Source organism: Shewanella chilikensis, from assembly GCF_037953065.1.
GTDB lineage: Bacteria > Pseudomonadota > Gammaproteobacteria > Enterobacterales > Shewanellaceae > Shewanella > Shewanella chilikensis.
Genome location: NZ_CP149966.1, coordinates 4284474 through 4306996, shown reverse-complemented (window position 1 = coordinate 4306996; position 22523 = coordinate 4284474). Strand labels below are relative to the sequence as shown.

Here is a 22523-nt window from a genome sequence, read left to right as displayed (position 1 = left end):
ACCTGTGAGGCAGCGCTTCTCCCATTCTGCAAATATTGGCCATCTTGTCCAGCGTTCGACCATTCAGCAGTAAGATTTATTTGTGAAATAGTGCCAGTAGAGCAGATCCTGTGGTGGCCGACTTGAACTCCGGCTGAACTCTCGGCACTTTTGTGACGTTTTTTGCGCACTAGGCCTGAACATACTGCTGCCGGTCGCCCAGCCAGCGCTGAATGATGGCATCGACATTCTCCGGTGCCTGGCTCATTACATGACGGGCCAGTTTCTGGATGTGGGGAATAAGCGCCTGATCCCGTACCAGATCGGCCACCTTCATATCGGCTATACCTGTTTGGCGGGTGCCCAACACTTCACCGGGGCCGCGGATTTCCAGATCTTTTTGGGCAATGACAAAGCCGTCGTTGCTCTGGCGCAATACTCCAAGCCGTTTGGTGGCCGTGTGTGACAACGGCGCCTTGTACAGCAGGACGCAGTGGCTGGCCACGGCGCCACGACCGACCCGGCCGCGCAACTGGTGCAACTGCGCCAGCCCCAGCCGCTCCGGGTTCTCGATGATCATCAGACTGGCGTTGGGCACATCGACCCCCACTTCAATGACAGTGGTGGCCACCAACAACTTGAGTTCGCCGCGTTTGAAGCTATCCATGACTTGTTGTTTTTCGGCGCTCTTCATACGGCCATGTACCAGGCCTATGCTCAGCTCCGGCAGGGCGGCACGCAGTTCTTCGCAGGTGTCTTCGGCCGCCTGGCATTCGAGCACTTCGGATTCTTCGATAAGGGTGCAGACCCAGTAGGCCTGGCGACCGTCATTGAGCGCCGCCTGACGCACCCTGTCGATCACCTCCTGACGCCGACTGTCACTGATGGCCACTGTGGTGACCGGGGTACGCCCAGGCGGCAACTCGTCAATGATGGAGGTATCCAGGTCCGCATAGGCGGTCATCGCCAGGGTGCGGGGGATAGGGGTCGCCGTCATGATCAACTGGTGGGGGTGAAAGCCCTGGCTGATGCCTTTCTCTCTCAGCCCCAGGCGTTGATGTACGCCGAATCTGTGTTGCTCATCTATGATGATCAATGCCAGTTTGTGAAACTGTACCTGCTCTTGAAAGATGGCGTGGGTGCCTATCACCATGTGGGCACTGCCGGAGGCGATATCCTCCAGCGACTGGGCCCTGGCCTTGCCCTTGAGCTTGCCCGCCAGCCAGCCGACTTTGAGCCCCAATGGCTCCAGCCATTGACTGAAATTAATAGCATGTTGCTCGGCCAACAGCTCAGTGGGCGCCATCATGGCCACCTGATAACCGTTTTCTATCGCCTGCAGCGCGGCCATGGCGGCGACTAGGGTCTTGCCCGAGCCGACATCGCCTTGAACCAGGCGCATCATGGGTTGCGGCTTTTCAATATCGCGGCCGATATCTGCCACCACTCGCTGCTGCGCCCCCGTAGGTTTAAAGGGCAAGGCGGCGAGGAAGGGATTGAGCAAGGCGCCGGTGGCGGGCAAAGGCACGGCTTTGTCATGATTGCTGCGCTCTCTGAGCTTGAGCATAGACAGGTTATGCGCCAGCAGTTCTTCCTGCACCAGGCGTTGCTGCGCCGGGTGTTGCCCCTGTTCCAGACGGTAGATATCGACATCCGCCGGGGGCCTATGCAGGGTGCGCACCGCCTGAGCCAGGCTTTGCTGATTGGGGCGCAGCGCCTCGGGCAGCAACTCTTGCAGTCCGTCCTCCTGCAGCAGGCTTAGAGCCTGCTCGGTCAATTTCATCCAGCTGGCCTGTTTGAGTCCTTCAGTGGTGGGGTAGATGGGCGTCAGGGTTTCGCTGAGGTTAGGCGGTTCGTCGCCCTTGAGTATCTTGTAATCCGGATGAATGATCTCGGCCTGATGATTACCTCGGCGCACTTCGCCGTAGGCTCTAATGGTCAGCCCTTGTTGCATGGCATTGCGCTGGGCGGCAGAGAAATTGAAGAACCTCAGGGTCATGGTACCGCTGTCATCACGGACATTGCAGATCAACATGCGCTTGCGGCCATTGATGATCTGGCTGGACTGAATTTCGGCTTCTATGGTGCCGTAGCTGCCGGGAGTGAGGCTGGCTATGGGGTAGATGCGGGTTCTGTCTTCGTAGCGCAGCGGCAGGTGGAACAGCAGATCCTGTACCGTGTTGATTCCGAGCTTGTGCAGTTTCTCAGCCATTTTAGCGGCTACGCCTTTCAGCTCGGTGATAGCAATAAGATCCAGTCTCTGCAAACCTTTAGCACCGGATTACTGTGAATTTATACATATACTATCAGAGAAATAGCCCTTGGCAATGCGTTGCTTTTATCGGCTGGGTAAAGTGTGGCGCAATGGCGGCAGGGCTTCTGCTGGGATGTGATGAAGGTACGGCAAAAGCCCTAGGGGCGGATTATTCTACCGGCGCCGCCAGTTGAGCAGGGTGAACAGGGGCTTTATCAGTAGCTGAACACTGCCGATGACAAACAGCCAGGCGCCGATAAGGGTGTGAACATCGGTGAGAAAAAAGAAGCTGCCCAGTAGAAAACAGAGCGCGACTATCAGGTCGCTTAGGGTATTGAACAAGGCGTGTTTGGGAAGAGGGGTGGCGGGGGCTTTGATATCTTGCTCGGCAAAATATCGCTGCTTACTGTCGATCATGGTTCCTTCTTGGTAGTTATGATTTGCCGCGATACCTTAACGCTGCCATCCTCCGAGTGCAAATCTAATTCCCTAATTATTTGTTTTAATGAGAATAAATATATCTACATAACCATAAGATTAAGTTAACAACTTGCATCTTGGATTCGGCAGGCTTGGCAAAAGAGTAGCGTAACTTAACGGCCCAGGCCTGAACCCTGGCTAACGGTTATTTCACCGTTAAAGCCTATCAGTTCGGCGAGTGTTTGTGCGTAGGCTCTGGCCTTGTCTGTGGCCTGCTTTTGGGGTTTGAACAGGCCAAAACCGAGTCGCTCACGCTCAGCAAAACAGAGTACCACGCTGACACTTATGAGCTCTTCGTCAGTCAGGTGTTCAAGCATGTGACTTCTGGATCTTTCGTTATGGGTATTGCGTTGCACCTCTATGCGGCAGAGTTGACTGAGCGGCTTGCTTTTTCTGCCTCGGAAGAAGCAGCCCTGTTGCAGATCCAGGGTAACGGGTTTGAGCAGGCGGTAGAGGTTCAGGCCCATGATGATGCCGCTGAGCCCCAGCACTATGGCTATGATGGCAGCCGTAAACCAAGTGTCCTGTCTGGCGGGGTCCAACACCAGTACTCCCAGCATTCCGGCAAGCATCGCCAGTAGTCCCCAAAGCGCGTATTTCAGTTGCGTTTGCCTGCTGCGCCAGATGAGTTTCAATTTGCCCGGCTCGGCTTTGAGCTCTGTCATCAGCATATGCTGCTGATATTGGCAGAGCCTGGCCTGCTGTGGGTTTTTGGTCATAAAATGGTCACCATGAAATCAGTAATTTGTCGTAAAACCCAGTGCTTAAGCCAGCAGGTTCGAGTGAGCCGCTATCAGTTGCCAGCCGCTTGTCCTGTGCAGCCAAACCCGGGTAAAGCGAAAACGGCCGTTGGTCGGCGTTTTGGCATAGCTGCCCTGAATATTCACCTCTGCCGATACTATCGCAGTCTCCTGATGCAGCCGTATCTCTTCGGCCAGGGTGTCTATCCGAGTGATATTGAGCAGGCCTAAGCTGTGGGCATGCAGATCCTCTGCTTTGCCGAGCACTTGCCCCAGGTGATTGGTGAATATCAGTTGAGGCGACAACAGTCTATCCAGCAAATTGATATCCGAATTCAACATGGCGCTACGCAGTTGGCTTTCCAGTTGCTGAATGTCTGAGATGTGATTCATGGTTATTCCCAAGGCCTGATGAGTGACGGCAAAGAGGCAAGAAGGTTTAAAAAATACTGACTTTGGCACACTTGCCACAGTACCAGGAGTTCTGCCATTGATTCAGCGCCGCCTGGTATTGCTGCATCGACTTTCGCCCTCCCAAGTAGTTCTTCCACAGCCAATCGGCGCTCAGGATCAGAGTAAAGCAGGAGACAAAAAAGCACAGCACTCCCAGCCAAAAACTGCTCCAGTTGCTGCCTGCCTGAAACCCTAGGTAGCCGCCCAAGAGTAGTCCGGGGAAAGCCGCCAGAAATAGCACCAAGGGCTGAGGGGCAGATGGCGGCGAGCAGCGCTTGGCCAGTTCGGTTTGCAGTTGGGCGCTACCCTTGAGTTTTTGTTTTCCATGCACTGAGAAGGGTTGGTTGTTCCACACGGGTTTGGCCGAAGCGCGGACTGAAACTTCTGTTGTTCCTTCGGCATGAATGGCTTTGAAATGTCTGATACTGTCTGAGCCGCAATGTCTGCAACGCATTGATTATTCTCCTTAACTTAGACTAACCGGATCCCTGATTCTTCTCGTCCAAACAACAGCCTTCGGATAACAAGCCTTTGCTGGTCGCCGAGTCATGGTAAAGCTTTTAGCCTCAGCGGTGAACCCCGAGATGCCACGCTTTCGGACCGAGCGACTTTGGCTTAATAAATTCAAGTGAACCGGCATTAATGGAAATATAACAGTGAAATTTATCGGGCGTGTTGACGCTAAAAAGCTAACCCATTTTAGGATGGGACAGCGCTTCACTCCCGATATTCGCAGAAGGGAACCGGTTTTTGCCTGTTTTGGCAACAGCGATTGATAGTCGGCCTTGGTTTCCTAAACCCCTGCGACTGAGGCCCGGGAGCTCAGGATACAGGTCACTGCACAAGGTAAGGGAGTTGTGTTTGTTTGAACGCCTTTACAACCAGTGCCTTACTGATTTTTCCCCAGTGAAAAACATCTAACAGCCGGGTAACTTACTCTCCAAAAAACTAACCTCAAGTTGTGAGCCCCTGCATAGTTAAATTGATTAACCTGAGTAGAATCCGCGCGCCAATAACATATGCGTAAACTCTATTTGGGGAGATATTGATGAAGTTGAGTAAAGTCGGTCTGGGAGTCACTCTGTTGCTCTGCTCGCAACTGGCGGGTTGTATGGGGCAGATGGGGCTTTCAGGCATGTTGACCAAAGGCAATTTGAGTGCGGTGGATAACCGTTACGGCCGCGCCGGTTTGTACGTGCTGCTGGCGCCTGTCTATGGTATTACTGCCGCCGCCGATCTGTTTATTTTCAACAGTATTGAGTTTTGGACAGGCAAGAACCCTATTACCGGCAAGTCTCCGGCTTTGGTGGATATGCCGGCCGATGCCGTTTTCAAGATCAATCATAAACTGGATAAGGATCTGACCACTGCCCCGGTCAAACTGAGCCGTGCCAGCATCTCAGCCATAGATGACAATACCCTGGCGATGACATTGAGCTATGAAGATGGCTCCGAGCAGGTAATGCTGGGGCGCAAGCAGGGGGAGATGGTGGACTTTTATCTGGATCAGCAATTCATTGCCAGTGTCAGCATAGCTGAAATGGAAAGTTATGTAGCGGCTCGCTCCTGAGCGCTCTTGGGCTGCTTTGCCCCTTAACTTGATGATATCCCGGGTTTTGATTATTCATTTTTGGTGTCAAAACCCGGGATTTTTTATGCTACTGCGGCTTGGCAACAAAGCTTTTCAGAAGCATTCAATTGTCAGTGGCGTACTCAGATTCAGGCGCTGGCGTGGGTAACCAGATAGCCCATATAGCCGCAGTAACCTAGCAATAATATGGCGCCTTCGCGACGACCGATACGAAATCCGCTCCAGGCAAAGGGCAACACCAACAATGCCAGGGTTAGCATCACGCTGAAGTCCAGGCTGCTGAAGCCGGCAGAGCTGATGGGGTGCACCAGGGCCGTGACCCCGAGGATCCCCAGCAGGTTGAACAGGTTGGAGCCAACCACATTCCCTATGGCGATATCGCTCTGGCCCTTGAGTGCGGCCAGAATCGAGGTCACCAATTCCGGCATGCTGGTGCCTATGGCAATAATGGTCAGGCCGATCACTACTTCGCTGATGCCGAAGGTACGGGCCAACTCGACCGCACCATCGACAAACAGTATGCCGCCGCCCACCAACATGCCGATACCGGCGATGATAAACAGCAGCGACAGCAGAGGGTTTTTGGGGCCTTCAATAGGTTCATCTGTATCTTCGCCCTTGCTGCTGAAATAGCTGAGCAGCAGATAGCCTACCAGTAAGCTGGTCAGCACGGCGCCATCAATCAGGCTCAGTTCACCGTCGAGTACCAGCAGCCACATCAGAATAGAGGCGCCTATCATCAGCGGAATGTCGCGTCTTACCATCTGTGTCTGAACGCCTATCGGGCGGATCAGTGCGGTCAGCGCCAGGATCAGACCGATATTGGCGATATTGGAGCCCACTACGTTACCCAGGGCAATGCCCGGGCTACCGGCCAGTGCTGACTTAACGCTCACTGCCAGCTCGGGCGCGCTGGTGCCGAAGGCGACGATAGTCAGGCCGATCACCAGCGGGGCGATTCCCAGGCGCAGGGCGATGACGCTGGCGCCGCGAACCAAGGCTTCGGCTCCCAGAGTCAAAATTAAGAAGCCGCCGAGAATAGAGAGTGCAATCAACATTGAAAACCGCTTTTCCTGTCAGTAAGGTGCCATGCAGAACGGCACCGATGAATGTGTTTGGGCTGCCAGCATAAGGTTTTTCCTCCCGAAGGCAACCCCTTTTTGACAGAATATGTCATAAAAATCCCGGCCGGAGCCGGGATGATCAGATAAACCAGGATGAGGGCTTTAGATTTCGTCTTCCCAGACGACCTTGGCGCCACGGATGTCTTCCATCCGGCTGGCGTATCTGTTCTCCAACACATGGCGCTTGATTTTCAGCGTCGGAGTCAGCACATCGTTTTCTATGGTCCAGGGCTCCTTGACCACCAAAACAGCTTCCACGGTTTCATGGGATTCCAGGTTGGGGTTAACCGCATCCACAGTGGCCTTGAGCGAGGCGCGCACCTCTTCTCTGGCTTGCAGCGCCGCCCCTTCAGAGAGTTGCACCAAAGCCACAGGGTGAGGCAGTCCCAGGCCGATGACACAGATAAGCTCCACATGGGGATCCTGCGCCAGCTTACGTTCAATTGGCACTGGCGCCACATACTTGCCCTTGGCGGTCTTGAAGTTATCCTTGACCCGGCCTGTGATGCTGACGCAACCATCGGCATCTATGGCGCAGAGATCGCCGGTGAGGAAGAAGCCCTCTTCATCGAAGGCGGCGGCTGTGGCTTCCGGCGCCTTGTAATATTCACGCATCAATCCCGGGCTCTTCACCAGCAGTTCGCCATTGGCCGCCTGCTTGACTTCGCAGCCGATCACCGGCTTGCCGACTGTGCCTATCTTACTGGCATCGAAGGGGAAGTTGATGATTGAGTAGGCGCAGTTTTCCGTCATGCCCCAGGCTTCGCAGATATCCAAACCTATGCTGTGATACCACTCCACCAGTGACGGAGGAATGGGCGCCGAACCTGAACCGAGCAAACGACACTTGTCCAGCCCCAGTCCTTTATGGATCTTGCGTTTGACCAGATGGCTGATGAGGGGGATCTTCAGCAGCAGATTGAGCCTGGCGTAGCCGACCTTATCGATAATGTTCTTCTGGAACAGGGTCCACAGCCGAGGTACCGAGAAGAACACGGTTGGCCGCATTCGCTGCACATCGGCAACAAAGCTGTCGAGGCTTTCGACAAAGGCAACGCAGGAGCCGGAATAGAAGGAGGAACCCTCTATCGCCACCCGTTCTGTGATATGGGCCAGCGGCAGGTAGGACAACAGTCTGTCTTTTCCATCTGTCTTGAGATCGCGCACCACGGCATTACAGGTCCAGCCGTAGCTGCCGAAGGTTTGGATGGCGCCCTTGGGCTTGCCGGTGGAACCTGAGGTGTAGATCAGCGTCATCACCTGCTCGGCCTCGGGATAAGGGGCATCCACCAGAGGTGTACCGAGATTCAACAGCTGCTGCCATTGATATTGAGCCGGCATGGTGTCATAAGGCATCGCCAGGCGCAGAATATCACCGCCGACACCGGCTTCCTGATCGGCCCAGTGATCCAGCTTCCCCAGCATGATGGCCTTACAGCCACTGTGTTCCAGCACGTAGCGTATGGTATCGGCATTGGCCGTGGGGTAGATGGGCACACTGATATAGCCGCCGTACATCAGCGCCAGGTCGGTAATGAACCACTCGGCGCAGTTTTTCGACAGCACGGCTATTTTGTCGCCGGGTTGCAGCCCCAAGTGACGCAGGCCGCCGCAGAGTTGTTGCACCTTGGCCTGTACCTGACGCCAGGTCAGATCCTGATATTGGCCGTTGATCGGCTGCCTGAGATAGATCTCATCGCCTTGAGTCTCTACCCAGTGGTCGAGCATTTCCACTGGGCTCTTGAATGATGCTTCCATGGGGTGTCCCCTTTACTGTTCTTGTTATCTGCGTAGCTGCAGCTTCCCCCACGGCGGCTGCAACGATCTGATTATCTGTTAGTTTCGCTATGCAGTGGCCAAACCAGTATGGCGACAATTGTGATCTGGTGCAATATTTAATCGGTTGTTTGAAATGCTTCACAGTTCCTGGACGGGTTCTCGCATCCGTTGCCACCAGTCGGCAGCGGCGACTATCTGGCCCTGCGCGTCTATGGCCGGGTAGGGAATGCCTTTGCGCCGACAGGCTTTGGCATAAATGGGGTGGCCTTGCTCAAACAACATGGTCTGGCAATAGGCATTGTCCAGCTTGCGGGCGCCATAGAGCCCGGCCTCCTGCCGCTGACGCTGCGCCTCATACAATAGCAGCGCCGACGCCACCGAGACATTGAGGGATTGCACCATGCCGACCATGGGGATCACCACCTGCTCGTCGGCGGCGGCCAGGGCTTCGGCGCTGATACCATCACGTTCATTGCCGACAATAAAGGCGGTGGGGCGGCGGTAATCCAGCTCCCTAAAGTCACGGGACTGAGGGCCGAAATGGGTGGCGACCAGCTGCATCCCGCGCGCCTTGCAGGCCTTGGCTGCCGAGGCAAAGTCATAGTGTTTAATGGTTTTGACCCACTGCTGACTGCCGGAGGCAGTATTACCGGACAGGCGCATATCGGCATCGGGCCAGACTGCATGAATTTCGTGGATACCCACAGCATCGGCACTGCGCAGCGCGGCGGAAATATTGTTGCTCTTGTGGACTCTGTCCAGGATCAGGCTCAGATCCGGCTGGCGCATATCCAGCATTTGGTTGATGCGAGCGAAGCGTTCGGGGCTCATTGGCGGGGGATCCTATATGAAAAAGGGCGCCGTAGCGCCCTGTATTGGAGAGGGAACTCAGAGTTCCATCACACCGTCCATCTCGACCAAAGAACCCTTTGGCAGCTCTTTCACGCCGATGGCGGCGCGGGCCGGGTAAGGCTGGTTAAAGTAACGGCTCATGATTTCGTTGACCGTAGCAAAGTTGCCCAGATCCAGCATATAGATATTCAGTTTGACGATATCGGCCATGGAACCGCCGGCGGCTTCACAGACGGCCTTGAGGTTGTCGAATACCCGTACAACCTGGGTTTCAAAGTCGTCACCGGCCAGTGCCATGGTGGCTGGGTCCAGCGGGATCTGCCCGGATAGGTAGACTGTGCTGCCCACTTTGACTGCCTGGGAGTAGGTGCCGATAGCGGCGGGAGCCTTGTCTGTTGCTATGATGGTCTTCTCTGCCATAACACTCTCTCTTTTTTTCTGTTATCAACGGTTACGGGATGTACGCAGAACCTCGGGCAGTACCCTGATTCGGCGCATAACATTTGCCATGTGGATCCGGTCGCGAACCGAGATGCGCAGGTTGATCAGATAGACGCGGCCATCGCGCTCTTCGGTGCTGAGATTGTGAATATTGGAGCCTTCGGCGGCAATGATATTGGTGATCTTCGCCAACGCGCCCTGATGGTTGACGATTTCGACCCTCAGGTTGGCCTGGAATTCGACCCCATCGACGGCATCCCATTGCACCGGAATATACTTGTCCGGCTCGCCCTGATAGCCGCGGATATTGGCGCAGTTTTCCATGTGCACCACCAGGCCCTTGCCCGGGCTCACGTGAGCAATCACGGCATCCCCAGGAATGGGGCGGCAGCAGTTGGCGAAGGTAACCAACATGCCTTCGGCGCCGCGGATCGGCATCAGCTTGTGCTCATCATGCTGCTTCTGCGGCTCTATCTTGTCGCCCTTGAGGCGTTGGGCTATGACTATGCTCATGGCATTGCCAAGACCTATGTCGGCCAGCAGTGATTGCAGATCGGCGTGTTTGGTGTCTTTGACTACCTTGTCTATCTGAGCCGGATCTATCTGTTCCAGCTTGGTTTCGCCCAGAGCATGGTTCAGCAGACGCCTACCCAGGGTGCTGGCTTCGTCCTGCTTGAGGCTCTTGAGCACCTGACGGATTTTGGCGCGGGCCTTGCCGGTAACCACGAAGTTGAGCCAGGCGGCGTTGGGGCGGGCGCCCTTGGCGGTGATGATCTCGACCGTTTGCCCGGAAATCAGTGGCTGACTCAGGGGGTAGGCCTGGCGGTTGACCCGGGCGCCGACACAGGTGTTGCCCACATCTGTGTGCACCTCATAGGCGAAGTCCACCGCGGTGGCGCCTACCGGCAGTTCCAGAATGCGGCCCTCGGGAGTGAATACATAGATCTCTTCCGGGAACAGCTCTGTCTTGACGTTTTCAACAAATTCAAACGAGGTGGAAGCACTCTGCTGCAGTTCCAGCAGGCTTTGCATCCATTTGCGGGCGCGCAGCTGGGTAGTGGTACCCGAGGCGCCGGTCTGGCCACTCTTGTACATCCAGTGTGCCGCAACCCCTTTATCGGCCATCTGGTCCATGTCTTCGGTACGGATCTGAATTTCCACCGGTACCGCATGGGGACCAAACAGCGAGGTATGCAACGACTGATAGCCGTTGGCCTTGGGAATGGCGATATAGTCTTTAAATCTGCCCGGGCGCGGCTTGTAGAGGCCGTGCATCACTCCGAGCACCCGATAACAGGTGTCTATGGAGTCCACTATCAGGCGGAAGGCATAGATATCCATCACTTCCTGGAATTGCAGCTCTTTGCTGCGCATCTTGTTGTAGATGGAATAGAGGTTCTTTTCCCTGCCCTTGACCTTACCCTTGATACCCACATCTTCCAGGCGGGTACGAATGGCGGTTTCTATGCTCTGGATCAGTTCCTTGCGGTTACCGCGGGCGGCACGAACCACCTCTTTGAGTACCCGATAGCGCATGGGGTAATAGGCCTGAAAGCCGAGATCTTCCAACTCTGTCTTGATATTGTGAATACCCAGACGGTTGGCGATGGGGGCGTAAATTTCCAGGGTTTCGCGGGCAATGCGGCGACGTTTGTCCGGCCGCAGGGCGCCCAGGGTGCGCATATTGTGGGTGCGGTCGGCCAGTTTGATGAGGATCACCCGGATATCCTGGGTCATGGCCATCATCATCTTGCGGAAGTTTTCCGCCTGGGCCTCTTTCTTGTCGCGGAATTTGATCTTGTCGAGCTTGGAGACACCTTCCACCAGTTCCGCCACCGAGGTGCCGAACAGTTCGGCCAGATCCTGATGGGTAACTTGGGTGTCTTCTATGGTGTCGTGCAGCAGGGCGGCCATCAGCGTCTCATGGTCGAGACGCATTTCGGCCAGGATGCGGGCAACCGCAACCGGATGGGTAATATAGGGTTCGCCACTGGTGCGCATCTGCCCTTCATGGGCATCACGCGCCACCTGATAGGCCTGCTTGAGTAATTCTACCTGCTCCGGCTCCAGATAACTGGCGGCAGACTCCTTGAGACCTTCAAACAGATACAAGTGGCTGTTCTCCTAAGAATATGCCTTAGAGTGAAGAGTTACCTTCTGCAATCGCTGCCACGGCAGCAATTTCAGCTGCTTCGCGCTCACGTACGCTCTGACGCTCATCGGCATCCAGAGTCGCTGAGTTAACCAGTCCCTGTTCGATTTCGCGCAGTGCGATAACAGTGGGTTTGTCGTTTTGCTCTTCAACCAAAGGATCTTTACCCTGGACGGCGATCTGACGGGCACGACGCGCCGCAACCATGATCATATCAAAACGGTTGCCGATTTGTTTAACGGCGTCTTCTACAGTAACGCGAGCCATGTGTTGAAACTCCAGTGATTTGAATGGAAAAAATGACGCAAAATTGTACACGAAGGCAATTAATCTGCCAACAGACCCTTAAGCATATCATTGTGAGTATTAATTTGACTAGCACGAGTCAGGCGTTGTGAGCGAATGATTGCGCTCAGATCCCCCAGTGCAGTCTCAAAATCGTCGTTGACTATGATGAAATCATACTCTTTATAGTGCGACATTTCTGATACTGCCTGTGCCATGCGGGAGGCGATGACTTCGCTGCTGTCCTGACCGCGACCGGTCAGACGGCGCTCCAGCTCTTCGCGGGACGGTGGCAGAATAAAGATGCCGATGGCCTCGGGCATCAGTTTCTTCACTTGCTGGGCACCCTGCCAGTCGATATCCAGGAATACATCTATGCCCCGTTCAAGCGTTTCTTCAATGACCTTGCGGGAAGTGCCATAAAAGTTACCGAAGACTTCGGCCCACTCGAAGAAGGCTTCTTCGGCAATCAGCGCCTTGAACTCCTCCACCGACACATAATGATAGTGCTGGCCGTTAACCTCTCCCGGGCGGGGCTGGCGGGTGGTGTGCGATACGGAAACTTGTTTGTCGGCCGGTTTATTGGCCAGCAGGGCTGCAATCAGTGACGATTTGCCCGCTCCACTGGGGGCCGAGACAATAAAGAGGTTTCCGCGTGCGCTCATAATATTTGGGTTCCAAGTCTTTGGTTGCAAAAAATCGGTGATTAATGAGGGAAGCTACGAACTCTGGTCTGCCGTTATTCTGGATTGAACAGGAGTTCAAGGCAGCTTCCTTAAGGGCAGCTATTATATAGGCAGGCAACGCTGCCATGCCAGTGGCGCTGACAATTGCCATCAAATTCGTTAGTCTGCCATCAATAAGTCGGCCGATTTTTTAAGGGGTTCTGTGCTGTATAAATCGCTCATCTGTATTCAGGGTTACGACAATGGTCTGCGACATGCGGCCATCAGTGGCGCCGTTTATTTTTTACTACTCGTGTTGGGGCTACTTTCCGGTGGCGGTAGTTTCATCTGGTTACCCGGGATTTTGCTGGCACCGGTATTACTGCTCAGTTGTCGTCGTCGCCTGGGTGACGGTGGCCTTAATCCCTGGTTGTCACTGATAGCTCTGCTGCCTTGGCTTATTCTGTTGTTGACCTTGGGTAGCGGCCAGGAAGGCAGTTACCTGATAGGAGCCCTGGTGCTGGCTTTGGCGCTGCATACAGGTTTGGCACTGTTGCCTGGAGGGAATCGCGGCCGCGGCGCCCGCAGCAAGCGAGACTATGTGCAGGGATACTGTGGCCCTGTGCCTTTGAGCGCTGAGCGCAAAAACAAGATAAGACGGGTCGAGCCAACCCTGGGCGGCGCTTCAGTTCTTGAACCTGAACTTGCGCCTGGGTATGCTGCCGAGCGCGGCGCTGCTGAGTATAACGCCGTCCATGACCTCAGTCATGACGCCATCTCCTATGGACCTGGCCGCAGCCGTTATTTTGACTCGGCGCCGAGTGATGGCGATGCCTCCGAGATAAATACAGAGCCTGGTTGGCATACAGATAAGCAAGCCCGGCATAAGGGCAATAGCGCTGAGTCTGGGTTTGATGATGAGATCGACCGCACTGGCTCCTTGTCGGTATTGCTGCTCTCCTGGCGCGATGCCGTAATGCAACTTTGGCAGCGGCTTGGCGGCTTTTCGGCCGCCCAGCGTAAGGGTTTTGCCATAGCCGCTCTGGTCACAGCGCTGCTTGGCTTGGGATTGATCATATGGCTGCTGTGGCCTCAGGCTGAGCCTAATGAGGCATCAGGCCGTGAGACTACTGAAATTGCGGCCGAAACTTCCGACAGGGTGACAGTGCGCCTGCCGGACAGCTTCAGCCTGTCGCTTGATGGCGACTTGCTGCGTATGAGCTGGCTTGGCGATACTGACGCCCCAGGCCCCTTGTGGGATCTGGCTACCGCCAAGGGCGATCGCCGCTGCGCCGAGCTGGTGTTTAACAATGGCACTGGCTACCGTCCCATGTCGGTCGTTATCGGCGATAACGGCAAGGTAGAAGCGGCCTTCAGCCCTCTGGACAGTCAGGTGATTGTTCAGGATATGGCGCGGCGGGGCTCGGTTAAGCTCTGCGGTTATGACTTCAGCCTCAAGGGCAGTCAGGCGGCATTGGGTTCTGTTCCGGCCTTTCGGCAGTTTATTGAATAGGGTGTATATTGGCGTACGGTTAACCACAGCTTTGATTCATCAGAGCTGTGATTCTGTTATACTGCCTCGCTTCTTTCGGCTCGGCTTTCTTCGCGGCATATTCGACAGTTTATGGATACAAAATTAACTCTGGTGATTATGGCCGCCGGGCTGGGAAGCCGTTTTGGCGGTGATAAACAGTTGGCGGCATTGGGGCCCAATGGGGAAACCATGCTGCAATTGGCGTTACGCTCGGCCATCAAGGCCGGGTTTGCCCGTGCGGTGCTGGTTATCCGTTCTGAGCTTGAAAGCGAGATCTGTCGCCAGTTAAGCGACTTCCTGCCTTCCGGGTTTGAGTGGCATCTTTGTTATCAGACGCTGGACGATCTGCCACAGCCGGTATCGGCAAGGCAGACAGGGGATATCACAAAGCGCCACAGTAACAGGCAAAAACCCTGGGGCACGGCGCATGCCCTCTGGAGTGCCAGGCATCTGGTCGATGGCCCCATGGCAGTGATCACCGCAGATGATTATTATGGCGATCATGCCTTTGTGCAGTTGGCCGAAGGGCTTAGGCAATATCCCAATGAATGGATGATGGTGGCCTGGCCGCTGGGACTGACCTTGTCCGAGCATGGCGGGGTGAATCGTGGCCTGTGTGAGGTCAATGGGAAGGGTTACCTGACTTCGGTGCAGGAGTGGCTCGATATTCGTCCAGGCACCCATGGCCTTGAGGGAGAGCTTCAGGGCGAACGCCGGCCGATAGCCGCCGACGCCCTGGTATCCATGACCTGCTGGGGCTTTTCGGCGAATATATTTACCGCACTGGAACAAGGGCTCAGACGCTTTTTGGCAACCCATGGTGATGATCTTAAAGCCGAGTGTTATCTGCCTGCGATAGTGCAAAATGCAATCGAGCAGCCAGATCCAGAGCCGTGCCAACAACAGCAAATCCTTACCACCCGCAGTGTCAGGGTGGAAACCGCCCGCGAGGCCTGGTTGGGAGTGACATATCCCCAGGATGCCGCCCGGGTGAAACAGCAATTACAGGAGTTAATGGGTGCTTGAACTTATTCGGCAGCAGGTGCTGCCTCATTTCGGGATCCCTGACAATGCCAAAATCAGCCCGCTGGGTAATGGTCATATCAACGACACCTTTCTGATCCGCAGCACCGATGATGAACTTGTGCTGCAAAAGATCAACACCCAGGTATTCCGTGCGCCCAAGGCCTTGGTCAATAATGCAGCCAAGGTCAGCGAGCATTTGAGTCAGTGTGCTGCGCAAGGCGGCTATCAACTGCAGCTGATAAGGCCTGTGATGACCCGCGAGCAGCAGTTGGCGGTGGATCTCGGTGAACAGGGGTTCTGGCGCGCCATCAGTTATCTGCCTTTCAGTCAGAGCATCGAAGTGGTGCACTCTGAGGCCGAGGCCGAACAGGCGGCGCGTGCCTTTGGCCATTTCGCCCGCGCCCTGAGCCAAGTAGACCCCCATGAACTGGAAGATGTGATCCCCAAGTTTCATCATCTGCCAGGCAGAATCGAAGCACTTTCCAAGGCGGTTGCCGAGGACCCGCTTGAGCGCCTGCAGCACTGTCGGCAGTGGGCCGAGTTGGCCTTGTCCCAGCAATCGCTGCTTGTGGAGCTTGAAGATACCTGTGCCGGTTTGCCGCTGCGGATTTGCCACAACGACACCAAGATCAATAACATGCTGTTCGACAAGCGTGATATGTCCAGCATGGCCATCATAGATCTCGACACCTGCATGAAGGGTTTCCTGATGTATGACTTCGGCGACATGGTGCGCACCTTCTGCTCGCCCGAGGCCGAAGACTCCACCGCACTCGATAAGGTCAGAGTCAGGCCCGAAGTGTTTGCCGCCATCTGTCGGGGTTACCTGGCAGAGCTGGGCGAGGTGTTGACGCCACTGGAGCGCCAGAGTCTATGGCTGGGTGCCCGGGTGATCTGTCTTATGATAGGTGTACGTTTCCTCACCGACTATCTGTTGGGGGATAAGTATTTTCATATCCATCGCGAAGGTCACAACCTGGACAGAGCCGCCAACCAGTTCACCCTCTATCTCAGCTTATTGCAGCAGAGCGAGGCCCTAAAGGCGTGCTTGGTTTGAGCATCTCGCCGTCTCTGAAAAGGGGCGGTGAGAGGTCTCCTTTACGATATTGCCTGGAAAATCTGCTGGCGATGCAGGGCTAGATATTCTTCTGCCGGGGCAAACTTGTTTGGTAGACGAATCGGCTGATTTTCAAAGCGCTCAAAACTGTCACTCAAATATCGATTTTTTTTCGTCAGGAGTTTAGGGGATAGCAGCAACTCCAGATGGGAATTCAAGGTGATCAAGCCTTTGTCAAAAGCGGCGTCATGCAAGCTGGAAAGACACAGGCCGTTACTGGGGTTGAGACGTTGGTTAGGCTCTTGGCTCCAAGGCACTATATGGCTGGCAATCAGTAACTCTGGAATGTCTAATCCTGTTATGCAACAGCGAAAATCATAGGCACTCAAAACCGAGCTTCTAAATACTTGTTGGCTGACTCTGGTCTTAGTCAGCGTCTCTCTTTCCCTACCGTGGAAATCGTCAGTCCCTGCGGACTTTACATTTTGTGGCTCAGAGGATTGTGTTAACTGCAGGTGGGCAGCATAAGCTTTGAGATAGAAGGTTTCCCAGTCCTGGGTCATCTCTTGCCACATGGCTTTGTCGGCTCTAGAAGCACCAGGGAGTCCGCTACGACCTGTAGAGGTGATGCTGGGGTCACAGCTGGCAATATTAGCCATTTTCATCGATAGCGATGAGGCTGACCTTTGCATGAGTTCGGCTATCTGGATTATTTCTGGATTACGCTGGCTTATTCTGCCAAAGGGCGTGTGGCTATAAAGATAAAAAGCCACCAGTAGTTCATCTCGAACCCACCTACGTTGATTTGCCATAAGCCCTCCTAGAGTGCTGCCAGTATGGATATTATTCCTTTTAAATCAAATGGAAAATTATCGGTTATTTATTCGTGTTCCCACCTAGGCATTCGCTTTTGCTGCAAAAAATCTATCATGACGCTGACCTTGGCCGGTGTGATACTGCAGCGCCTGGCGACCAAGGTGCAAAACCGCCTGGCGGCAGCGGGTTGGACGCCGCCGACACCAGAGCGTAAAATTCGCAGCTTGTGTCCTGCATAACACTATGTTTTCGGGTTATGGTTTTGGGTTTAAAGAAGAATGGAGAAACAGGAGAGAAGCATGCCGTACTCTAACAGTCAGGTTTATCAGTGGGTATTGTTCGATGCCGATGAAACCCTGTTTCAGTTCGATGCGCCGCGGGGACTCAAGCTGATGTTCTCCCGTCATGGGGTGGATTTCAGCGATGCCGACTATGCCGAGTATCAGCAAACCAATATGCCGCTGTGGGTGGCCTATCAGGACGGCAAGATCAGCGCCAGCGAGTTGCAACTGACCCGTTTCAGCCATTGGGCCAAACGTCTCGGGCGCACGCCTTTTGAACTCAACAGTGCCTTTATGACGGCAATGGCCGATATCTGTGAGCCGCTTCCCGGTGCTGCCGAGCTGCTTGATAGCCTCAAGGGCCGTGCCCGCTTGGGAATTATCACCAATGGTTTTACCGAGTTGCAGCAGGTGCGGTTGCAAAAGACCGGCTTTGCCGAACACTTTGAGCTGTTGGTGATTTCAGAAGAGGTAGGCTTGGCCAAGCCGGATCCGGGTATTTTCGAGCATGCGCTGACCAAGATGCAGCAACCCGAGCGTAAGCGGGTATTGATGGTGGGTGATAACCCTCACTCGGATATTCTTGGTGGCCTTCAAGCCGGTCTGGATACCTGTTGGCTCAATGTGAAAGGCGAGGCGGCCCCCGAAGGGATTAAGCCTCATATCGAGGTACGTTCATTGAGTGAACTGCAAAAGCAGTTATGTAATTGATCGCAGCTTCTACTACAAGATTGTCAAATCGAAGGCCCGCCACTATGCGCAACGTAGTTCACTTAAGCGGAGCTGCCTTGTGATTAACAGGGTATCGGGTCTTTGATATTTTTACCGCCCTAGGCCGATTTGGCTTAGGGCGTTTGTCTATAAAGAGGATGGACAAGTCTCCTCGCAGACTGTTTAGACGCTTCGGCGTATTACCTGGTGACACCGCTTTGCTCATGACTTTGAGCTGACTTGCGATGAACTGACAAGCGTACTTAAAGCTGATTTCATTGGGCATTCGACCATGCTCTACTGCCGCTTGGCTCGCTTCTCGTCTCACCAAGTTATAACCAAGCAGCAGCCCCCATAACTCTTGATAGACAAGTTCGACTGTCTTACTCCTCAGCACTAACGCATTGTGTTGCATCGAACTTTTTATGTCTCGATACCCTAATTCAATTTCCCATCGCTCGTGGTAAAGCGCCGCGACTGCTCCCGCATCGTACTGCTCTCTGGGAAGAGACGTAAATACGGTTTTTGGCTTACCTTGTACCTGATAAGTCACGGCTCTCACTTGCCATGTTTCAGGTAGGTTAGGATTTTTCTTGCGTGCTTGTGGAGAGACTTTCATTTCGACTCGCATGTCGTCACTCTCTTCATCGTCCAGCAGGGTGTATTTCACCCCTTTCTTCGCCGGTAACAACCAATGTCTGTTAGCACCACTATTTTGGAGAGAAAGAAGTAAGCCTGCTCCATAAAAACCCTTATCCAATAAGGTCACGGAATTATCCGGTAAGGAGTCAATAAAGGGCATAGCAAGAGGAATTTCGCCTCGACGATAAGGGCTTATAGCGGCATCGACAATGACATGAGAGCGAACATTCATCATGGTCACCACCCTTAATACTGGATGAGGCGTCTGTCTGTCGCTGGATGTATTACCTGACCCAAAATGGTCTCTTAGTTCCGGTGTGTCAGCGGTTCGAAAAAGCGCGCCATCCACAGCAAAGACTTGCAAACCTTGCCATGTATCCTCAGGGTAACGCTCTAACCCCCACCTATGGCTGCATTGCCTAAACAACCATTCTGGGGCTGCTTTGCCAAGGCGTTGCCTTGCTTGCGTTAAAGCACTTTTTGCTAACAGCTCCTCATTAGCCAACCCCTCGGCACAGACATTCATTCGCCGTGCAACTTCGGCAATCGGTTCGTTGCGGAAAAACGCCATTCCAACAATAAGCCAAAGAACCATATCACTCGGTAAGCGACGTCGACGAATCGTCGCTTTATCGGAAAGTGTTACCGCTTTAGCAATCCACTCGTCAGGAATATGCTCGGAGAAGGTGGTTAGCTGAGCGACATCAACAGGACTCTCTTCAAGAAAGTCGGCAAAGCAGTTTTGAATAGACATAAAAAATCGGAAACCTACAAACAGGTTTCCGATTGTCTCTCATCAGAAGGATCGGTCAACCGATCCTTATCTGATCTACATTGCGCCACTATGCGGGCCTTGCGCATTTCTGCGTAGCTGATAAAACCGCCGCCCGCCAGTTACTACTTTTAAGGGGTGTAGATACACCTTTAAAACGACTGTTAAAAAACATGATCTTCATCAAGTGATAATCATTATCATTCGTATAATATTACGCAACTTTGTTGATTTGGGGAGATATCTGAGTGAAACCGACTTATCTGGCAGTTGTATTGGCGGCCCTGTTGAGCCCGCAGTTGATGGCGGCAGAAGCAGAAAAAACGCAGGAGCCGGCAGCGGAAAACATAGAACGCTTGAGTGTGGTAGGGGTTAGGCAGCGGCTGGAGCAAGCCGGCACCTTGGCCAACACTATAATGAAGACGGAAGTCGTTGACGCCAGCATCATAGAAAACAAGAATGCCGTTAATTTGTCGGAAGCCATAGATAACTCTCCCGGGGTAAAAGTCTCCAACGAATGCTCCATGTGCGGTGTAAAACGCATCATGCTCAACGGCATGAAAGGGGAGCAGACCACGATTCTGGTGGATGGTTTGCCGGTGCATACCATGATTTCCGGTTATTACGCCGTCGATGCCATTCCCACAACCGGGATTGAACGCATTGAAGTGGCCCGCGGCGCCGGTGCTTCACTTATCGCCCCGGAGGCGATCGGCGGTACTATCAATATTATCAGTTATGAGCCCACCGAAAACGGCGCCGAGTTGGATGTCGCCGCAGGTGAAAACGGTTATCGCAAAGTGGGCTTTCTCGGCAAGGGCGTCAGTGAAGACGGCCGCACCCGGGCAACGCTGGTGGCTCAGTATGACGACAGAGATCAGTTCGATGCCGATGACAACAAGGTCAACGAGGCGCCACTGCAGGAAAACCGCAGCGTAACCGCCAGAATTTCCCAGGATATCGGCGACTTTGACAACCTGGTGCTGCGCATGGCTAATATCCAGTCGGAGATCTTCGGTGGCCCCATGCTGGGCAGTAGCTTTGCCGATGGCACAGCTTCCAGCATAGGCAATGTACTCTCAGGTTTTGATGATAAGCCCAGTGAGCCGCAACAGCTGTTTGAAGATGGTGATATCCGTAATCCTTATACCGGCAAGGCTTGGGAAACTACCGAATGGATCAAGACAGAGCGTAACGAGGCATCGCTGGCCTGGCTGAAGGAATTCAACGACGACTGGAACATGCACCTGGCGGTAAGCTATGCCGAGCACAAACAGGACTCCTTCTACGAAGGGTTTGACTATACCGCCGATGACAAGATGTGGTTCTTCGACGCCAGATTCAACTATCTGCTTAATGACAGCCATCTGTTGACCTTTGGTGCTGATCTGCGTACCGAAGAGATGCGCTCTCACTCCCGCGCCGGCAGCGCCAACCCTGACTATGTGTCCGACTCTTTTGACTATGACGTCAAGGGCCTGTACCTACAGGATACCTGGCAGGTGACAGATGACCTCGAAGTGGCCATGGCGCTGCGTTACGACAGCATCACTGCCGACTTTACCGACCCCAGTAAGCCGGGCACAGAGTTGGACGAGTCGATACTCTCGCCCAGAGTCGATATTCGCCTGCGTCACAATGAACTGTGGACCTCGCGTCTGTCTGCCGGCCGTGGCTATCGGGCGCCGCTGTCTTTCTTCGAGACTGATCACGGCATTCTGGATGGTTCATTGGGGTTCGATATCGATATCGACGAGCTGGAGCGTTCCAACTCGGTGAACTATGCCCTGAGCTACGAAGGTGACAGACTCACCTCTACCGCCTCCGTGGCCTGGACCGAAGTCGAGCATCTGGCGGCGCTGACCACCAACGACCAAGGGATCCCGCTGCTGACCCAGTTGGATGAGAAGGCCAGTGTGGTGACCACAGACATCGCTCTGGGTTATCGTCTGACTGATGACCTGACGGTAAACCTTACCGGCGAGCACTTCGACTATGACTCGGTATTCAAGTCTTCCTATGCCGTGGCACCTATCGAAGAGCGAGTGACCCTGAGCGTGGATTGGGACGTCAACGACTGGGAGTTTTTCGCCAACCTGGTGTGGATTGGCAGCCGCGATCTGTCGCAGTATGGCTATGAAGGTTACAACCGCCTGGATGCCAACGGTAAGGTGGATCCCGACTCGAAGAAACGTACTGATGCGCCGTCCTACTTTACTCTGGACTTGCGTGCCAGCTATCAGTTCAACGACAACCTGTCCTTCTATACCGGGGTCAGCAACCTGTTTGACTACACCCAGGCCGGTGACGAGGAAAGCCCCTTGTTCTATGACGCCGAAGGCGCCTTTGATGTGGGTTACATCTATGGTCCACTGCGTGGCAGAGAGATCTATGCCGGCATGAAACTGGTGTTCTGATTATGAAGCGCCTGGCTCTGGGATTATTGCTGCTGAGTGCCATGCCGTTACAGGCCTCACAGCTGACTCGCGACTATCAGTTCCAGCCCCTTCGCGGGCAAGAGCAACAGACGCTGGCGCATCTCGAGGGCCAGAGTGCTGTACTGATGTTCTTTGAGCCCGAATGCCCCTGGTGTATCAAGCAGGCGGCGGTACTGAAAAAGTTACATCAGCAGTGCCATGGTCATCTGCAGCCGGTGGCGCTCGGCGTCAATGGCAATCAACTGGCCCTGAAACGGGCGCTGTTCCGCCTCAACTTTCCGTTTGAGGCTTATAGAGCGCCAATGGAGCTGGTCAGGGACATGGGCGGCATTCCTGCAACCCCTATCTTGTTGCTGCTGGACAGCAAGGGCCAGCTGATTAAGGGCTATCGTGGTTTGACCGGGGAAGCCGAACTGCAAGCGCAGCTCTGCCCGGCGGCTTGAGTGAGCAC

The 22523-nt window shown here is 54.2% G+C and carries 22 protein-coding genes; 8 read left to right on the top strand and 14 right to left on the bottom strand.

Annotated elements, in window-relative coordinates; all coding sequences use genetic code 11:
- Positions 1–169: 169 nt before the first annotated feature.
- The 5 genes from recG to WKR14_RS19290 form a co-directional block, all read right to left on the bottom strand.
- On the bottom strand, positions 170–2245 hold the full coding sequence (gene recG, locus WKR14_RS19310; protein ID WP_221049981.1) for an ATP-dependent DNA helicase RecG: 2076 nt from the start codon (positions 2243–2245) through the stop codon (positions 170–172).
- A gap of 162 nt (positions 2246–2407) precedes the next feature.
- Complete coding sequence (locus WKR14_RS19305; RefSeq protein ID WP_335922078.1) at positions 2408–2650, bottom strand: YrhK family protein; 243 nt, start codon at positions 2648–2650, stop codon at positions 2408–2410.
- Between the two features lie 176 nt (positions 2651–2826).
- Positions 2827–3432: a hypothetical protein gene (locus WKR14_RS19300; protein WP_101096594.1), complete on the bottom strand. Its 606-nt coding sequence runs from the start codon at positions 3430–3432 to the stop codon at positions 2827–2829.
- 45 nt (positions 3433–3477) lie between these two features.
- Positions 3478–3846: a nuclear transport factor 2 family protein gene (locus WKR14_RS19295; protein ID WP_101096595.1), complete on the bottom strand. Its 369-nt coding sequence runs from the start codon at positions 3844–3846 to the stop codon at positions 3478–3480.
- Between the two features lie 46 nt (positions 3847–3892).
- Positions 3893–4360, bottom strand: coding sequence for a hypothetical protein (locus WKR14_RS19290; protein ID WP_101096596.1), 468 nt, complete (start codon positions 4358–4360; stop codon positions 3893–3895).
- Between the two features lie 594 nt (positions 4361–4954).
- Here WKR14_RS19290 and WKR14_RS19285 point away from each other — a divergent pair.
- Positions 4955–5476 carry a DUF3332 domain-containing protein gene (locus WKR14_RS19285; RefSeq protein ID WP_101055337.1) on the top strand — a complete coding sequence of 174 codons (522 nt, stop codon included), beginning with the start codon at positions 4955–4957 and terminating at the stop codon, positions 5474–5476.
- Positions 5477–5625: 149 nt separating this feature from the next.
- Here the strand turns inward: WKR14_RS19285 and WKR14_RS19280 are convergent, their stop codons facing one another.
- The 7 genes from WKR14_RS19280 to gmk form a co-directional block, all read right to left on the bottom strand.
- A complete protein-coding gene (locus tag WKR14_RS19280; RefSeq protein ID WP_039034664.1) occupies positions 5626–6555 on the bottom strand; it encodes a calcium/sodium antiporter in 930 nt (309 codons plus the stop codon).
- A gap of 168 nt (positions 6556–6723) precedes the next feature.
- Complete coding sequence (locus WKR14_RS19275) at positions 6724–8379, bottom strand: AMP-binding protein (RefSeq protein WP_335922079.1); 1656 nt, start codon at positions 8377–8379, stop codon at positions 6724–6726.
- A 159-nt stretch (positions 8380–8538) separates the two neighbouring features.
- A complete protein-coding gene (gene trmH / locus WKR14_RS19270; protein ID WP_335922080.1) occupies positions 8539–9231 on the bottom strand; it encodes a tRNA (guanosine(18)-2'-O)-methyltransferase TrmH in 693 nt (230 codons plus the stop codon).
- Positions 9232–9288: 57 nt separating this feature from the next.
- Positions 9289–9672, bottom strand: coding sequence for a RidA family protein (locus WKR14_RS19265; RefSeq protein WP_165565813.1), 384 nt, complete (start codon positions 9670–9672; stop codon positions 9289–9291).
- A gap of 24 nt (positions 9673–9696) precedes the next feature.
- Entirely contained in the window at positions 9697–11805 is a 2109-nt protein-coding gene (gene spoT / locus WKR14_RS19260; protein ID WP_071238954.1) for a bifunctional GTP diphosphokinase/guanosine-3',5'-bis pyrophosphate 3'-pyrophosphohydrolase, read from the bottom strand.
- Positions 11806–11830: 25 nt separating this feature from the next.
- Complete coding sequence (gene rpoZ, locus WKR14_RS19255; protein ID WP_025010112.1) at positions 11831–12112, bottom strand: DNA-directed RNA polymerase subunit omega; 282 nt, start codon at positions 12110–12112, stop codon at positions 11831–11833.
- A 59-nt stretch (positions 12113–12171) separates the two neighbouring features.
- Positions 12172–12795 (bottom strand): guanylate kinase, encoded by a 624-nt coding sequence (gene gmk, locus WKR14_RS19250; RefSeq protein ID WP_039034660.1) that lies wholly within the window; start codon positions 12793–12795, stop codon positions 12172–12174.
- Between the two features lie 223 nt (positions 12796–13018).
- Between gmk and WKR14_RS19245 the strand changes: the two genes are divergently transcribed.
- The 3 genes from WKR14_RS19245 to WKR14_RS19235 all read left to right on the top strand — a co-directional run bounded on the left by WKR14_RS19245 (position 13019) and on the right by WKR14_RS19235 (position 16412).
- Entirely contained in the window at positions 13019–14308 is a 1290-nt protein-coding gene (locus tag WKR14_RS19245) for a hypothetical protein (RefSeq protein ID WP_335922081.1), read from the top strand.
- Positions 14309–14419: 111 nt separating this feature from the next.
- A complete protein-coding gene (locus WKR14_RS19240; RefSeq protein ID WP_224867048.1) occupies positions 14420–15355 on the top strand; it encodes an NTP transferase domain-containing protein in 936 nt (311 codons plus the stop codon).
- Positions 15348–16412: an aminoglycoside phosphotransferase family protein gene (locus WKR14_RS19235; RefSeq protein ID WP_335922082.1), complete on the top strand. Its 1065-nt coding sequence runs from the start codon at positions 15348–15350 to the stop codon at positions 16410–16412. The genes WKR14_RS19240 and WKR14_RS19235 overlap by 8 nt, the downstream gene beginning before the upstream one ends.
- A gap of 41 nt (positions 16413–16453) precedes the next feature.
- On the opposite strand, the gene WKR14_RS19230 is transcribed toward WKR14_RS19235, so the two are convergent.
- Positions 16454–17224 (bottom strand): HNH endonuclease, encoded by a 771-nt coding sequence (locus WKR14_RS19230; RefSeq protein WP_226565295.1) that lies wholly within the window; start codon positions 17222–17224, stop codon positions 16454–16456.
- A gap of 117 nt (positions 17225–17341) precedes the next feature.
- On the opposite strand from WKR14_RS19230, the gene WKR14_RS19225 reads away from it, so the two are divergent.
- Both WKR14_RS19225 and yjjG read left to right on the top strand, forming a co-directional pair.
- Positions 17342–17467: a hypothetical protein gene (locus WKR14_RS19225; RefSeq protein ID WP_264186480.1), complete on the top strand. Its 126-nt coding sequence runs from the start codon at positions 17342–17344 to the stop codon at positions 17465–17467.
- Between the two features lie 60 nt (positions 17468–17527).
- The gene (gene yjjG / locus WKR14_RS19220; RefSeq protein WP_226565297.1) at positions 17528–18220 is read left to right on the top strand and encodes a pyrimidine 5'-nucleotidase; all 693 of its coding nucleotides are present in this window, start codon (positions 17528–17530) and stop codon (positions 18218–18220) included.
- Positions 18221–18278: 58 nt separating this feature from the next.
- On the opposite strand, the gene WKR14_RS19215 is transcribed toward yjjG, so the two are convergent.
- Positions 18279–19616 carry an IS4 family transposase gene (locus tag WKR14_RS19215; RefSeq protein ID WP_165564965.1) on the bottom strand — a complete coding sequence of 446 codons (1338 nt, stop codon included), beginning with the start codon at positions 19614–19616 and terminating at the stop codon, positions 18279–18281.
- A gap of 266 nt (positions 19617–19882) precedes the next feature.
- Here WKR14_RS19215 and WKR14_RS19210 point away from each other — a divergent pair, with 266 nt between their 5' ends.
- A complete protein-coding gene (locus WKR14_RS19210; RefSeq protein WP_224867039.1) occupies positions 19883–22051 on the top strand; it encodes a TonB-dependent receptor plug domain-containing protein in 2169 nt (722 codons plus the stop codon).
- Between the two features lie 2 nt (positions 22052–22053).
- Positions 22054–22515, top strand: coding sequence for a TlpA family protein disulfide reductase (locus WKR14_RS19205; RefSeq protein WP_165565804.1), 462 nt, complete (start codon positions 22054–22056; stop codon positions 22513–22515).
- Positions 22516–22523 lie beyond the last annotated feature (8 nt).